Origin of the sequence: Pinibacter aurantiacus, from assembly GCF_019130065.1 — a bacterium.
Lineage (GTDB): Bacteria > Bacteroidota > Bacteroidia > Chitinophagales > Chitinophagaceae > Pinibacter > Pinibacter aurantiacus.
The window spans coordinates 1-15,618 of the sequence record NZ_JAHSPG010000004.1 but is presented as its reverse complement, the minus strand read 5'-3'; the positions used below and the strand labels follow the sequence as shown (position 1 = coordinate 15,618).

Sequence of the window (15,618 nt, the reverse complement as noted above, 5' to 3'; positions counted from 1 at the left end):
ATTTCAAATGTATGAAAAAAAATGGACCTGTCTCCAGGTACCGGCACACCGTGCTTGTCAAATGCTTGCTTGTTATGAAAATGATTATTTTCCTTACGCTATTCACTGCTTATCAGATACATGCCGAAGGTGTGTTCGGACAAAGAATTACACTTAAGGTACAGCAAACAGAGATCAAAAACATTTTAACCCTTCTCGAAAAACAGGCAGATGTACGTTTCCTGTATAACTATAATCTCAATTCTTCACTAAGTAAAAAAGTGGACTATAGTGTACACGATCAGAGTTTTGAAGAGGCAATGAACAAGTTGTTTCAAAATACAGAATTCGCGTATCGCCTGCTTGACAATAAACTCGTGGTAATTCTTGCCAAAACAGAAGCAGACACTTACAAAGCTGATGTAATAACCGGTACAATAGTCGGTGAAAACCAACAGCCTTTGGCAGGCGTAACTGTAACAGTAAAGGGAACCAACAACGGAGTATCCTCAGACATGAAGGGTGCTTTTCGTATCAATGCTCCTGCCGATGGTGTATTGGTTTTCTCATATGTTGGTTATGAAAACAAGGAGGTGGCAATAGCGGGGCAAACCAACATCGTTGTTCAACTTGCTATTTCTAACAAACAACTCGAACAGATAGTGGTGGTTGGTTATGGCAGTCAACGCAAAAAAGATCTTACAGGTTCTGTGTCTGTTGTAACTGCCGCAGACATGGCCAACAGGCCTCTGGTAAATGCCGGTGAAGCTTTGCAGGGTAAAGCTGCAGGCGTGCAGGTGGTGTCCAACTCAGGAAAACCCGGTGCTGGCCTGACTATTCGCGTGAGAGGTTCTTCTTCCATCAGTGCCGGTAATGAACCGCTGTATGTCGTTGATGGTGTGCCTATGACAGACATTTCCGCCTACACAACAAATGATATTGAATCAATCAGCATTCTTAAAGACGCTGCATCTGCTTCTATTTATGGTACGCGTGCCGCGAATGGCGTTGTTGTTATTACAACGAAAAAGGGCGTTGCAGGAAAATCAAGAATTGATTTCAGTGCTTACTATGGTACATCATCCACCACCAAAAAATTAGATGTGCTGAATGCAAAACAATACCAGGATTATGCAAACAAGGTTTTGGGACCTAATTCCATCACAGATTCAATGGTGAATGCCAACAACATCAACTGGCCGGATGAAGTGTTCAGAAAAGGAAATCAACAAAACTATCAGTTGTCATTTTCCGGAGGAAGTGAAAAAACACAACACTATATTTCATTGGGTTATAACGACCAGGTGGGTACCATCAAGCCGGCAAAATTTGATCGCTTAACCGGAAGAGTTAATTTGACAACCAAGGCCGCTGACTGGTTAACCTTGTCAACTAATACCATCATTACGAGAAGCCATAGCAACGACGTAACAGATAATACAGGTGTTGCAAGAGGAGGGGTGGTATTGAGTGCGTTGGCAACCCCGCCTACTGTGCCGAAGTATAATGCTGACGGGACCATTGGTCTAAATCCTTTCTCAGGCTGGCAAAACCCGTTAGGCGCCATTGACGGACAATACACCAGAAGCGTAACGGACAGAATGGTTTCAAGTTTAGCTGCCGATGTTAGATTGGCAAAAGGGTTATTGTTCCGCTCAAGTTGGGGTATTGATTATACCAACTATGAAAAAAGTTTTTTCCTTGATCCGTATTTAACAACCTATGGACAATCTACACAAGGACAACTGAATCAAACAAAGTACACTGAATTTGTGTGGTTGGGTGAACAAACTTTAAGTTACACAAAGGCTGTGGGACAACATCATTTCATGGCAATGGCGGGTTATACGGTGCAGGAATCCAAGTATGACCAAACCTACATTTCCGGAAGCAAACTCGACACCGCATACCGGCATAAATCCTGGGATGAAATGTATATGCTTACACAAACTAAGCAGGCAAGTACTAAATCAATAGATGAGTGGGGGCTTGTGTCTTATCTTGGCCGTATTACCTATGATTATGCAGGAAAATATTTATTGCAGGCAAATTTGCGGTCAGATCATTCTTCAAGATTTGCACCAGGCAATCGAAATGCGACCTTTCCTTCTGTATCGGCAGGATGGAGAATCTCCCAGGAAAAATTCATGAAAGATGTGAATGTCGTTTCGGATCTGAAATTGAGAGCGGGCTGGGGTCAAAATGGTAACCAGGAAGGTGTGGGCAGTTATGAATATTTGTCTCTGAATAATATTGATGCTGCAACTGGCAATCCTTATGCCGCCACTATTGCAGCCCAGGATTTAACCTGGGAGACAACCACTCAGACAAACATTGGTGTTGATGCGACTTTCCTGAGTGGCAGGTTAACTTTTACCGGCGACTTTTATATTAAGAAAACAAAAAATGTTCTTGTAAGAGTTCCATTGTCCTCACAGATTGTTGAAAGTATTTTACTGAATATGGGAAATATGGAAAACAAAGGCGCGGAGTTTTTAATATCCAGCAAGAACATTGTGAAGAAAGATTTTACGTGGTCAACAGACTTCAATATTTCATTTAATAAAAATAAAGTAACAAGCATTGGTAATGACATCACCTTCATGAATATTTATGGCAGTATTTATGAAAGAGGAAATTCAATAGCGCTTGTACAAGGGTATGGATTAGGCGAATTTTACGGCTATGTTGCTGCTGGTGTAGATCCGCAAACTGGTGATCAGTTGTATCTCTCATCAGAAGGTAAACCAACGAATTACTCAGGCATTAAAGCATCTGACAGAAGGTTAATAGGTAGCGCACAACCGGATTTTATTTATGGAATGACGAACAATCTTACTTACAAAAATTTTGATCTTACCATATTCTTCCAGGGCTCACAGGGCAATAAAATATTCAATGGTGTAAGAGTCGAAACAGAAGGTATGAAGGACTCCCGCAATCAAAGCACAGCAGTGCTTAGCCGGTGGCAGAATCCGGGCGATGTGACCGACATGCCAGGTATTAAAGCAAACAGTAATGATAACAGCCAGATATCAACACGCTTCCTTGAAAACGGTTCTTATCTGCGTTTTAAGACGATCACACTGGCTTATAGGATAGATCCCAAAGTGCTTAGCCATATTGGCCTGAGTGCTGCATCAGTGTATGTATCTGGTCAAAACCTCATCACTATTACAAAGTACAAAGGGTTTGATCCGGAAGTGAGTACCTATGGCACCGCAGTTACCAGTACTGGCGCTCCTGACATTGATAACAGGAACGTTTCCATAGGCGTGGATTATGGTGCATACCCTCAGCCGAAGATGATTTTGTTTGGTTTGAATCTGTCACTCAAATAATTTCCCGGTGTTTTGCATTGGGATAAAAATTGTCGTTATGAAAAAATATAAAATCAGTATATCAAGTAGCATTGCTTTAGTAATTATTGCTGCTTCCATTTTCACCGGTTGCTCAAAAGTGCTGGACAAGCAGCCCGTTACACAAATAGTCAGACCCCAGGACAGCACAACAATATCCGCATCAGAAGCAGAGGATCAGATCGCTGGAATTTACACAACATTCAGAGGTTACGATTACGGACTTGAGTTTAACGTGCTCGATAGAATTACAAACGGCGATGCGATTTCGGATAACGCCTATGCAGGAGGTGATAATACAGATAACATCACATTGGATCTGTTCACTGCCAACTCATTAAATGGAAATGTGGCCCGTGACTGGAAAGATGCATACGGCATCATTGGTCGTATCAACATAACCGTGGATCAAATAGCAAGATGTGTGGATCCGGCACTGACCGCCGCAAGAAAAAATCAAATGTTGGGAGAAGCTCGTTTTCTGAGAGCATTTGCGTATTTTGATTTGGCAAGATTGTATGGTCGTGTGCCATTGCTTCTGGAGCCTGCCGATACAAAAACGGCAGAAACCTTGCTCAATTCTACCATCGTCCCACAGTCATCAACTGACTCTGTATACATGGCCATTTTAAGCGACCTGTGGTTTGCAAGAAGCGGTGTAAGACCCGTGAACCAGGGTGAGACTAAAATGACCATCACCATTGGCATAGTTAATGCCGTGCTGGCAAAAGTATATGCATCTATGCCAACAAAGAATTGGGATTCTGTGGCGTACTACGCCGATCAAACAATTCCCAATTATACAATGTTGCCAGACTACAGGCAGCTTTGGGATAACAATCATAAAAACAACAGCGAAGCCATCTGGGAGTTGAACTATGAAGGATGGAACGTAATCGGTAACTGGATTCCAAGTCAGTTCATAGGAACAGACTGGAAAAAATTCAATACTCCATCGAATGACCTGGTACGTACGTTTGAAAGTGAAGGTGACAGCATCCGCGAAAATGCAACAATTTCGTTTTCGGATATTTCAGGTCACTGGACTGACCCGCACTGGAATCTGACAAGATATCCATTCACTGTTAAATACAATGACCCGTATGATGGGACAAATGATTTTTACATGATTAGGCTGCCCGACATTCTTTTGTTGAAAGCGGAAGCCCTTGTAGCAAAAGGTGATATTAACGGAGCAATGACTATAGTGAACCAGATTAGAGCAAGAGTAAAACTCAATCCTAAAACGGCAGCGAGTGCAGACGATGCGAACGCTATCATTGCTAACGAAAGGAGATTGGAACTTGCATTTGAAGGGCATAGATGGTATGACCTGTTAAGGACTGGAAAAGCACTAACCACAATGAATGCGCAAACAGATGGAAATGGCAACAACCTGAACTACAATGTTCAGCCGTATCGTTTGTTAATGCCAATACCTCAGGCGCAAATAGATTTGAACCCGTTGCTGGTACAGAACGAAGGATATTGATGTTTGGATGTACGAATTGGCGCCCAAGATTCACCACTAAGGCGCTAAGAACACTAAGCCTCACTAAGGAATGCCTCTGCTTGCTTTGTACTTCTTAGTGAAGCTTAGTGTTCTTAGTGCCTTATTGGTAAGAGTCGAGTCTTAAGCTCCGCAACGTTCGTACGCCGTAGTTGTATAGAGTATGGTTTCCCATTTTCGGTGTCGTAGTGATAAATCAAACGAACATAATGAAGAGACTTAGTTTATTTTTTGCATTCGCCTGTTTACTTGGTTGTTCGCACAAAATACATCCCAGCGGCAATGGTAAAGGGCATGTAGAAGTATGGACCACTGATCCAGCAGCCGGAATTTTATTTCAGAAAAAAGATAATACGGTTATTGCATCAGCAAGCGGAAATGAAGCAACTATTCATGTTGATGTTTCTAAAACATATCAAACCATTGATGGCTTTGGCTATTGCTTAACGGGAGGCAGTGCCTTTCATTTGTACAATATGAATAAAGCTGATCGTGCAGCATTGTTGAAAGAATTGTTCGCAACGGATGCCAACAACATCGGCGTGAGTTATTTGAGGCTAAGTATCGGAGCGTCTGATCTGGACGCAAAAGTTTTTTCTTACAATGATTTGCCGTCAAGTGAAACAGATACCGCAATGCAAAAGTTTAGCATCGCGCCGGACAAACAATTTCTTATTCCTATGCTAAAAGAGATTTTAGCCATTAATCCTTCCATCAAAATTCTTGGTTCGCCATGGTCACCACCAACCTGGATGAAAACCAACAACAACTCCAAAGGCGGAAGTTTAAAAAAAGAATATTACAACGCCTACGCAAAATATTTCGTGAAGTACATACAAGCCATGAAGGCAGAAGGCATCACCATCGATGTTATTACTGTACAGAACGAACCACTGCATCCCGGCAATAATCCGAGCCTTTTGATGCAGGCAAATGAACAGGCAGATTTTATTAAGCAAAGTCTTGGTCCGGCATTTAGGGCAAACAATATTGCCACCAAAATAATTGTGTACGATCACAACTGCGACAGACCTGACTATCCCGTGACTATCTACAATGATAAAGAAGCAGCGCAATATGTTGATGGTGCTGCCTTTCATTTGTATGCAGGTCCCATCGACACACTCTCCATGTTGCACGACGCGTTTCCTGCAAAAAATCTGTACTTCACGGAAGAGTGGGTAGGTGCCCCGGGCGACATGCCGGTAGACTTTAAATGGCACACAAAGAACGTGATCATCGGAACCATGCGCAACTGGTGCAAAACCGCGCTGGAGTGGAACCTTGCCGCCAACTCGCAATGGCAACCACATACACCGGGAGGTTGTACAGAATGCTTGGGTGCTGTAACAATTGATGGAAACAATGTAAAAAGAAATCCTGCTTATTACATCATTGCCCAAGCTTCAAAATTTGTGCGCCCCGGTTCTGTAAGAATTGCGTCGGATGAGCCGCAAGGTTTGGCAAACGTTGCATTCAAAACAACAGATGGCAGGAAAGTACTCATCGTGTTAAATGAATCTGAGCAGACGCAAGAATTCTCTGTTAATGATGGGGTAAAAACCTTCAAAAGCTCGTTAGCAAAAGGAGCCGCAGCAACATTCGTGTGGTAGTGAAAATGCTAAACGCCCAACGCCCAACGCTAAACGCCTAACGCCAACCGCAGAGTTTCTGCGTTAAGCGTTAGGCGTCATATCGCTCTGCAAGGCTTGTACCTTGCAGTTTTATTTTATTGCCTTTGGCAATATTTATTTGATGTTGTTGCCACAAGCAACAGAGTGAAGCTGCAAGGCTACAAGCCTTGCAGAGCGGTATTCAGTTACTCAGTTATTCAGTTATTCAGTCATTAAATTTCAATCCACACCGGAGCATGGTCACTCGACTTTTCCCAACCCCTCACATATTTATCGACCCCAGCAGATTTTAATTTTTTATCGAAATGAGAACTTAATAAAAAGTGATCAATACGCAAACCCGCATCCCTGCCAAATGCATTGCGGAAATAATCCCAGAAAGTATAAATCTTTTCGCCCGGATGCAATTTGCGCAACGCATCCGTCCAGCCCTGCGCCACCAATGTGTGAAATGCCTCACGCACCTCTGGACGAAACAACGCATCATCCACCCATTTCTCCGGTTTGTAAACGTCAAGCTCCGTGGGCATCACGTTATAGTCACCGGTGAGGATCGTTGGTTCGCCACGCGACAACAGATCCTTTGCATGCGCAGTCAATCTTTTGAACCATGCCATCTTATAATCTAGTTTGGGGCCGGGTGCAGGATTGCCATTGGGCAAATACAAACAACCGATCGTAATGCCATCAATTTTTGCTTCGATATAACGGCTGTGCAAATCTTCAGGATCGCCGGGGAGCGCCCTGCAAACCTCCTCTATAGCATGTTTGCGCGAAAGAATAGCAACACCGTTCCAGCTTTTTTGCCCATGCCAAATGCAGTTATATCCCGCATCTTTAATTGCCTGCTCAGGAAACTTTTCCTGGGGCGCTTTCAATTCCTGCAAGCAAACAACATCAGGCTTCGATTCTTCCAGCCAACGTAGTAAAACCGGCAGCCGGCCATTCACACCATTCACATTATAAGTTGCAATCTTCATATAGATAAGTTGTGGTGAAGTAATGCACTAAAGCTAATAAAAAAGGCGCAAGGCTCAATGCCCAACGCCTAATGCTATATTGAATGCTTAACGCAGAATGCCTAACGTTTAATGTTTTGGGCGAATGCGATTCGCCCCTACGGCATTTTTTCAACTCTCAACTCTCAACTCTCAATTCTCAACTACATGGCCAACTCCACCACATAATCCATCTCATCCGGCACCTTGTCAAGCGTAATCACCACACCATCCTGGTTTTGCGTAAACTTCAATGGAGACTTGGTTGCGAACACAGTTGCCTTTTTGATTTTTTTATCTTTCAGAGGAACAAATAAAACGTTATCCTGTAGTTTCAAAATGTGTACGAAAAGTTTGTTGCCCTTTTGAGTGGTCACACCCCATGCTCTTGGAGAAACAGCGCCACCTCTCGTTCCGTAAACTGTTTCGCCGTAAGTCTGCATCCAGTCACCTACTTCTTTCAAACGTTGAATACTTACTGCAGGAATTTCTCCATTTGGTTGAGGCCCTACATTTAGCAGGAAATTTGCATTGTTGCCTGCAGCCTTTACAAGATATTGAACAATGTCTTTTGTTGATTTGAAATTGTTGTCGTTGATGTTATATCCCCATGAATTATTCATTGTTTCACAAGTCTCCATAGGAAGCACACCAACTTTTTGTTCGTCAGCAAATCCCGTAGTGTTCTGGCCAGGCAGATCTTTTTCAAACATTTGAAAATCTTCTCCGGCAATGGTTGCTTCATGATGGTTATTGCCAATCATACAAGCAGGTTGAAGAGAATGGATCAGCGCATATTGTTCATCAAGGCGCCAGTCAAAATTTTTATTTTGATCCTGATCCCATTTTCCATCGAACCATATAGCACCGATCTTGCCGTAGTTGGTGAGTATTTCGGTTAACTGATTGTTCATGAATTTGAAGTAGCTGTCATAGTTCTGTGATTTGCCCGTGCGGCCCGTGTTGCGGCCCGTTCTGCCTACCGGATAATCTTCTCTTCCCCAATCAAGATGCGAATAGTAAACATGCAATCTAATGCCTTGTTTTGCGCACGCTTCCGATAGCTCCTTCAAAATATCTCTTTTAAAAGGCGTTGCCTTTACAATGTTGTAGTCAGAATATTTTGTATCAAACATGGAGAAACCATCATGGTGACGAGATGTGATGCAAATGTATTTTGCTCCAGAAGCTTTTATCGCCGCAACCCATGCATCAGCATTGAACTTTGAAGGATAAAAGCCAGAAGCCAGTTGCTCGTAATTTTTCTGCTTAAGGCTCTTTGTTTGTAGCGCCCATTCACCATCCGCCAGCATACTGTAAATGCCCCAGTGAATAAAAATGCCAAACTTATCATTTTGAAATTCCTCCCTGTTTGCAAGGTTTTCAGCAGTAGGAGTGTAGTTGGGTTGCGCTTTTGAAAGCAGCGGACACAAAGCCGCAAACAACGCAATCGTCAGTAGTTTTTTCATTCGTAAAAAATGGTTTGTTTTTGTGTTATGCAACCTCACTTTCTCTTACAAGATTGAAGTAATCTCTTTGATATTGCAGCGGACTAATGCCCATTAATTTGTTGAACTGATGATAAAAGTTGGAAAGGTTATAGTAGCCACAGCTGTAGCCAATTTCCTTTATCGACAAATTGCTTTCCACCAGCATTCTGCAGGCCATACCAATTCTGAATTCTATCAGGAACTGAAAATATGTTTTGCGTGCGATCTTCTTAAAGAACCGGCAGAATGATTCTTTCGTAAGGTTCACCAGTTCTGCAACTTCATTGATCGTGATTTCGCGATCATAGTTCTGGATGGTAAACTCGTAAACCTTTTTTATGCGTATGTCATTCTCGTCAGAAATGTCGTAGACAAATCCTTTGCTTGCGATGATTGCATAGTCTTTTTTCTGTGCAGCAATTTTGAGGATCTTAATCAGCAGCAGCATTCTGTCTAATCCGGAAGCATCGGGCATTTTTTCCAGCAATGGAGTAATTTCCCGCTGTACTTCATTTGATAATCTCAAGCCCGACCTCGCTGTTTGCAAAAGTTGTTTTATCTCCTTCATTTCTGGAAGTTGCAGAAATGCATCGCCCCAAAAGTTTTCATAAAAATGAACAACAATAGCTTCCGATTTTTTATTCAGGCCCTTTTGTTCAAATAAAAAAGTGTGTGGAAGATTAGGGCCAAGCAGCACGAGATAGGTGCTGTTAAAGTGCTCCACCTTATCTGCGATGATAGAAGTGCCCGAAGCATTTTTGATAAGCAAAAGCTCCAACTCCGGATGATAGTGCCAGTTACTGTTCAGTTTTTCTTCGCGATCAATTCTTACACTGAAAGATGATAAGGGATTGATAGAAATTTTTCTGAGGCTTGGTCTCATATCACAATCGTTAATTGATGCTAAAATATTACAACGATTAAACTATTTAAAATAAAAGTATAGGATTTTATCATAGGCTACATGTTTATTGTCAAATTGACCTTTAAAAAAATAATCAAAAAGGAGTGTAATTAAATGGGCGTAAATTATTGATAATGAATTTATTTTGGTGTTTTGTATTGGTTTTAAAAACCAATGGCTTGCGTCAAAAACGAAATTTGAACATCCCGGGTTGATGTTAAAATAGTATAGCGATATGGTAATTCTTGCACATTTGGCTTAGTAGGCGATTTCGGTTTTGTTACCTCTCCGGAATTGAAAATCGACTAAAAACAGGGTTTATTTCGCGAAAACTTCTTTGTAAATTTATAATCAAACCCGCCCGTTTTATGACTTCTGTACTAGATAAAGCTTTTGCAAAAGCAACATTGCTTGCGTGTAAAGGTTATGCCCCTGCATTTATCAATAATAACGCTAACATTTCATTGAACAGCATTCTATCTGCAACTTACAAAAAGTCATTGCCCAAAGTGGAAGGAAACACAGATGGATTCCTGAATTATACAGACCTCACTGTTTTGTATGACGCCGACAGAAAAGTGCCGTTCTTTTCAGCCTATAACATTGATGGCGGCCAACGAAGTATAAAAGTGAGCAGGGCAAATAAGTTCAGGTTAGATCCCCGGATTGATCCAAGCATTCAGTTAAATAGTGCCTTTTACGACTTGCGGACAGACATCACTGAATTTGAAATCGGTCATATGGCGGCCAACAACGAAATGGCCTGGGGCGTTGATGCCCAGCTGAAAGCTTATCAAACATTCCATTTTCCCAACAGTGTACCGCAGGCTGAAAATCTCAACACGGGTATTTGGAAAACATTGGAGACCTATATAATTGACGAATCTGCAACTATAGAAAGCGGTAAAAAGATCTGCGTTTTTACCGGACCTCTTTTGCTGAAAACAGATCCCGGCTATATCAAACAACCGGATTTTAAAATTCCTTTGTTCTTTTTCAAGGTCATTGTATTCATGAGCAGCAAAGGATTGTATTCAACTGCATTTATGATGAGTCACGAGCAAAGAATGAAGGATCAGCATATGTTTGCAACAATTGCAGAGAGAGGACTTACCGCGACTGCAGACACTACTTTCAAAGATTTTAAATACCGCAAAGTGTTCCAGGTAAATGTCGGTTATCTCGAAGATATCTCAGGAATGAATTTCACCTGGAAAGGCGTAAAAAAAGTACTGTTGAAAAACGGCGCGCAAATACAAGAGATCGCACAAATAAAAGACGCCAGCGATGCACAAAAGCACGAAGATGAAATGCTACGCGGTGCGGGTAGCAAGCTTACAAAAAAATATAAACTGAATATTACACTGCCCTAGAATTTAACCGCAAAGTTTTCAAAGGTTGCGCAAAGGTAGCTAAGTAGATTTTCTCTTTGCTTCCTTTGCGCAGCCTTGGCGTATTCTTTGCGGTTAAAAAAAGGCCGCGAATCAACTCGAAACTAGCACGTAGAATTTTCAAATTTTCAAATCCTCAAACTTTCAAATTGACTCTCAGAACGTCGTACATTTGAGCATTCAAGCAAGCGCTTATGGCAATAAAAGCATTTGGTAAAAATCCATCGGGAAAAGAACTAGACAGAGTAAAATTATCGCCAAACTACAGCAACGATATTTTCAATAATCTTCATGACACGCCCATGATGACAAGTGAGTCGCCGATGATCAAACAGATATGGCGTTTCATGAACAAACCCGCACACACCGCGCCACCAAAGGAATTGCCTTCTGTTCGCACCGACTTGAAAAATATTAAAGAAGAAAAACCTGTTATCGTTTGGTTTGGTCATTCATCTTATTTTATCCGGGTAAACGGAAAGAATATTTTAGTTGATCCTGTGTTCAGTGGGCATGCATCGCCATTTTCTTTTTTTGCTAAAAGCTTCCCGGGCTCGAATGTTTATTCAGTGGAAGACATGCCGCCAATAGATATTCTGATCATCACCCACGATCACTACGATCACATGGATTATGAAACGATCACGAAGCTAAGATTGAAAACATCACTTGTTTGCACGTCACTTGGGATCGGCGCAACACTGAGTTATTGGGGCTTTGATAAAAACAAGATCATAGAATTTGACTGGTGGACCGAAAAACAAATTGATGAAAATATTTTTATTGCTGCTGCGCCTGCCCGACATTTTTCCGGAAGAAGTTTGTCACGATACAAAACCTTGTGGTCCTCGTTCGTTTTAAAATCCGGTAGTTACTCGTTTTACATTGGTGCCGACAGTGGCTACGATACGCATTTTAAAGAGATAGGAGACAAGTATGGGCCTTTCGATATAGCTATGTTGGAAACAGGACAATACAATGAAGACTGGCGCTACATCCACATGATGCCCGAAGAAGCAATACAGGCCGCTATCGATTTAAAGACGAAAGTATTACTACCCGTGCATTGGGCAAAATTCGCATTGGCACTTCATCCCTGGGATGAACCCATAAAACGCGTTGCCGCCAAAGCAAAAGAACTCAAAGTACCTATCACCACACCAATGATCGGCGAACCTATTATCATCGATAAATTATATCCACACGAACACTGGTGGTTGACTGTTTCTTAAGTAAGGACTTTTCCATACGGAAGAAAAAATCCGTGTAAATCAGTCTAATCCGTGTCATCTGTGTGCCGTAATTGTTAACTCAAAGGCCTCAGCAAGCAACTCAAACGACTTGAATCTATCATCCCTGCTATGCGTCATACAAGTGATCATTATTTCATCCACATCAAAATCCTCTGCCAGTTGCGTTAACTGCTCTTTCACTTCCTGCTGTGTGCCCACAACAATACGTCCCTTATTTCTTTCAATAATCGCCAGTTCGTCATAAGAAAACTCATAGTCCTTTATTTCCTCGAAAGAAGGAGGAGGCATAAAGTTGCCTTTTTCAAATTGAAGGAAAAAATAGTGCGCCTGTTTGCGCAGCTGATTCGCTTTATCCTCCGTTGGCGCGCACAATACACTGATAGCAAGAAACGCGTGTGGTTGCTCCATTTGGGCAGAAGGCTGAAATTGCTTGCGATAAGTTTCAACAACATCAGGAGTTGCGTGACCGTTAATGAATTTTGCTACTGCCAATCCCATTCCAAACTTTGCCGCAATACTACTACTACCGCCGCTCGAGCTAAGTATCCATTGAGCCGGAATGCCCGGAGCTTGTGGCACAGCGAGTATTGGGCCATATTGCGTGCTGGCTGTATCCGTAAAGAATGCCTGCAGATGTTCCAGTTGAGTTAGGTAACGCTCTTCGCTAAAATCATTTGATGGGTTCAACAAAGTAGCACTAATCCGATCTCCGCCCGGTGCACGACCCATGCCCAAATCAATCCGTCCGGGGAAAAGTGTTTCTAACATGCGAAAGTTCTCGGCCACTTTAAACGAACTATGATTAGGGAGCATAATGCCGCCAGAGCCAAGCCTGATCGTATTTGTTTCATCACCCAGTTTAACAAGCAAAAGCTCCGGTGCAGAGCCTGCAATAATATCAGAGTTATGATGTTCGGAAACCCAAAATCTATGATAGCCTAAGTTCTCTGTGAACTTAGCCGTGGCAATAGTTTCCATCACGGCATCTCTTGCAGTAAAACCCTTTCTTACAATCGATTGATCCAGTACGCTAAGTTTAATATTCTTCTTTGCCATATCCATTTTTTAAAAATTAGAGATGATTGTTCTACAGAAGAGGAGGGGATGCAAATTTACGGAGAGAGAACACAGATTTTCATGGTTGTCATGATTCTTATGATTTGATTTGAGAAACAATTTTTTTAACACTTAGGCACTAAGGCCACTAAGTTTCACTAAGAGAAGCCGATATTAAAACAACCCTAAGTGAGGCCTAGTGGCCTTAGTGTCTAAGTGGTAATTTTTGGAGCAAGAACAGAAGCCGTGTCCGAAGAAAACTGGCGTCCCCTCCTTATTTGATGTTCCTCGACAGAAAAGTGGTACTTAAGCCAAGAATCGCGATCACAGCAAACGACCAACGCAGGCTTGCCATTTGCGCAATGAAACCGATAAATGGAGGGCCAAATAAGAAACCTAAAAAGCCAATGGAAGAAACGGCTGCCAGCGCAACACCCGGCCTCATGGTTTTGCTCCTTCCTGCAAGTCCATATACGAGCGGTACAATTGATGAAACACCAATTCCCACCATCAGGAAACCAATCGTTGCAGGAACAATGTATGGGAACAAAATGGAAAGAAGCAAGCCAATTGCAATGATAATGCCGCTTGCCTGCAATACGTTTTTTACACCAAATTTTGTAACGAAGTAGTCCGCAGTAAATCTTCCTCCGGCCATCGTCGACATGAAAGCTATATAGCCCAGGGTAATCAATGCTTTCGGCGCCATCACTACCTTTTCAAAATAGACTCCGCTCCAGTCAAACATTGCGCCTTCGCTCACCATACTCGCCAACGCAATCAAACCAAGATTGAGAATGTACTTATCCGGCTTTACAAAAATAGGCTGCTTTGATTCGTGGCTCTCATCGCGAGGTAGCAGGTATCTGTAAAAAACGATAAGGCACAAAAGAGTGAAGGCCCAAATGATTACAAAGTGTATAAAAGGAGAAATATTTTTTGCAATCATGGAAGTACTCACCAATCCGCCCATAAATCCCCCCAGGCTCCATAACCCGTGAAAGGAGGCCATGATCGATCTTCTGTACAATTTTTCAATACCCACAGCTTGCGTGTTCACAGAAATGTTCATCAGGTTTACAAAAAAACCAAACAGGGCAAGCGCCAATGCCAGTTGCCAAACCGCAGTAACCAAGCCGAGTAACATCAATGTAGCAGGATACAAGACAGCGCCGGTAATCAAAATTTTGCGGCTTCCATAACGGCTTACCAGATAGCCGGCCAATGGCAAACCAAGAATTTGCCCCGCAGGCAGCGCAAACAACAAAGCGCCAAGGCTTGCATCATTTAACTGAAGCATGCCCTTAATTGTTGGTATCCGGTTTGCCCAACTGGCAAACGTTATACCCTGAACAAAGAAAAATACACTGGTTGCTATTCTGTAATATCTCTGCGCTGGAAGGCGTCTATTCATACTGTCTGCAAAAGAAGCTGCAATTTATCCTAAATGTATCTATTTAGTGGTAAAACGTTTAATTGGAATTATTAATTGACCTATAGGTTTTCTGTTTTAACCCAAACTCATAACTCTCAACTCTCCATTCTCAACTTTCAACTCATTAACTATATTTGCGCAACTTTAAACATAGCATATGAAGTTTTCCAAATGGGTGGGCGTTGCAATGGCATTTTTGGTTATCGGTTCTTGTTTGTTGCCATGGGTGTATATTGAACCCATCAATAGCACAGTTACCGGCATCAGCGCACCCGGCACTAACTTTGGAAAACCTGGCTTAATGAATATCATCGTAAGTGTACTGGCCATATTTCTCTTCCTGATCCAGCGTGTATGGGCCAAGCGTACCAATATTTTTGTATGCGCCTTTAACCTCGCCTGGACAGCGCGTAACTTCATCATCATTCCCGCTTGTGCTGCGGGTGACTGCCCCACAAAAAAGATCGGACTATTTCTCGTAGCCCTTTTCTCCATTTTTATGATGGTAGCGGCGTTGTTTCCGGATATGAAAATTGAGGAGAAGAAGTAATTAATAATTAATAATTGATAATTAATAGGTAGCAGGGCCGCATTCTTCATTGAATGCGG

The 15,618-nt window shown here is 42.2% G+C and carries 11 protein-coding genes; 6 read left to right on the top strand and 5 right to left on the bottom strand.

Annotated elements, in window-relative coordinates; translation table 11 throughout:
* The first annotated feature begins 74 nt into the window (after window positions 1-74).
* The 3 genes from KTO63_RS08900 to KTO63_RS08890 all read left to right on the top strand — a co-directional run bounded on the left by KTO63_RS08900 (window position 75) and on the right by KTO63_RS08890 (window position 6,461).
* The gene (locus KTO63_RS08900) at window positions 75-3,320 is read left to right on the top strand and encodes a SusC/RagA family TonB-linked outer membrane protein (protein WP_217790907.1); all 3,246 of its coding nucleotides are present in this window, start codon (window positions 75-77) and stop codon (window positions 3,318-3,320) included.
* 37 nt (window positions 3,321-3,357) lie between these two features.
* Window positions 3,358-4,830, top strand: coding sequence for a RagB/SusD family nutrient uptake outer membrane protein (locus KTO63_RS08895; RefSeq protein WP_217790906.1), 1,473 nt, complete (start codon window positions 3,358-3,360; stop codon window positions 4,828-4,830).
* 227 nt (window positions 4,831-5,057) lie between these two features.
* Complete coding sequence (locus tag KTO63_RS08890; RefSeq protein ID WP_217790905.1) at window positions 5,058-6,461, top strand: glycoside hydrolase family 30 protein; 1,404 nt, start codon at window positions 5,058-5,060, stop codon at window positions 6,459-6,461.
* Window positions 6,462-6,694: 233 nt separating this feature from the next.
* Here the strand turns inward: KTO63_RS08890 and xth are convergent, their stop codons facing one another.
* The 3 genes from xth to KTO63_RS08875 all read right to left on the bottom strand — a co-directional run bounded on the left by xth (window position 6,695) and on the right by KTO63_RS08875 (window position 9,853).
* Window positions 6,695-7,462, bottom strand: a complete 768-nt coding sequence (gene xth / locus KTO63_RS08885) for an exodeoxyribonuclease III (RefSeq protein WP_217790904.1) — start codon at window positions 7,460-7,462, stop codon at window positions 6,695-6,697.
* A 182-nt stretch (window positions 7,463-7,644) separates the two neighbouring features.
* Window positions 7,645-8,949 (bottom strand): alpha-L-fucosidase, encoded by a 1,305-nt coding sequence (locus KTO63_RS08880; protein ID WP_217790903.1) that lies wholly within the window; start codon window positions 8,947-8,949, stop codon window positions 7,645-7,647.
* A gap of 25 nt (window positions 8,950-8,974) precedes the next feature.
* Window positions 8,975-9,853, bottom strand: coding sequence for an AraC family transcriptional regulator (locus KTO63_RS08875; protein ID WP_217790902.1), 879 nt, complete (start codon window positions 9,851-9,853; stop codon window positions 8,975-8,977).
* Window positions 9,854-10,242: 389 nt separating this feature from the next.
* Here KTO63_RS08875 and KTO63_RS08870 point away from each other — a divergent pair, with 389 nt between their 5' ends.
* Together KTO63_RS08870 and KTO63_RS08865 are read left to right on the top strand one after the other, a co-directional pair.
* Window positions 10,243-11,247, top strand: coding sequence for a DNA/RNA non-specific endonuclease (locus tag KTO63_RS08870; protein WP_217790901.1), 1,005 nt, complete (start codon window positions 10,243-10,245; stop codon window positions 11,245-11,247).
* Between the two features lie 212 nt (window positions 11,248-11,459).
* Entirely contained in the window at window positions 11,460-12,497 is a 1,038-nt protein-coding gene (locus KTO63_RS08865) for an MBL fold metallo-hydrolase (protein WP_217790900.1), read from the top strand.
* A gap of 54 nt (window positions 12,498-12,551) precedes the next feature.
* Here the strand turns inward: KTO63_RS08865 and KTO63_RS08860 are convergent, their stop codons facing one another.
* Together KTO63_RS08860 and KTO63_RS08855 are read right to left on the bottom strand one after the other, a co-directional pair.
* Complete coding sequence (locus tag KTO63_RS08860) at window positions 12,552-13,574, bottom strand: LLM class flavin-dependent oxidoreductase (RefSeq protein ID WP_217790899.1); 1,023 nt, start codon at window positions 13,572-13,574, stop codon at window positions 12,552-12,554.
* A 274-nt stretch (window positions 13,575-13,848) separates the two neighbouring features.
* Window positions 13,849-14,988 (bottom strand): MFS transporter, encoded by a 1,140-nt coding sequence (locus KTO63_RS08855; RefSeq protein WP_217790898.1) that lies wholly within the window; start codon window positions 14,986-14,988, stop codon window positions 13,849-13,851.
* Window positions 14,989-15,166: 178 nt separating this feature from the next.
* On the opposite strand from KTO63_RS08855, the gene KTO63_RS08850 reads away from it, so the two are divergent.
* The gene (locus KTO63_RS08850) at window positions 15,167-15,559 is read left to right on the top strand and encodes a hypothetical protein (RefSeq protein WP_217790897.1); all 393 of its coding nucleotides are present in this window, start codon (window positions 15,167-15,169) and stop codon (window positions 15,557-15,559) included.
* Window positions 15,560-15,618: the final 59 nt, after the last annotated feature.